Genomic DNA, 254 nt, shown 5'->3' with positions numbered 1-254 from the left:
TCGACCGGCCTCTCGTCGGCAACCAGCTCGATCAGCTCCCTGTCCACCTCGACTTCGACCGGCATCAACTCGTTGTCCACGGGCTTCAGCTCAACCGATAGCACGGTGGCTTCGCTGTCGACCTCTACGTCGACCGGCCTCTCGTCGGCAACCAGCTCGATCAGCTCCCTGTCCACCTCGACTTCGACCGGCATCAACTCGTTGTCCACGGGCTTCAGCTCAACCGATAGCACGGTGGCTTCGCTGTCGACCTC

General features: G+C 62.2%; 1 protein-coding gene. It reads right to left on the bottom strand.

Translation table 11 applies throughout. The features are described from left to right. Positions 1-254, bottom strand: a 254-nt coding sequence (locus HWX25_RS33860) for a hypothetical protein (protein WP_279610162.1), incomplete at both ends; no start/stop codon positions are given.

The sequence above is a fragment of the Burkholderia sp. BCC1640 genome, from assembly GCF_902833125.1.
In the GTDB taxonomy this organism is placed as follows: Bacteria; Pseudomonadota; Gammaproteobacteria; order Burkholderiales; family Burkholderiaceae; genus Burkholderia; species Burkholderia diffusa.
This window is presented reverse-complemented; position numbering and strand designations above follow the sequence as displayed.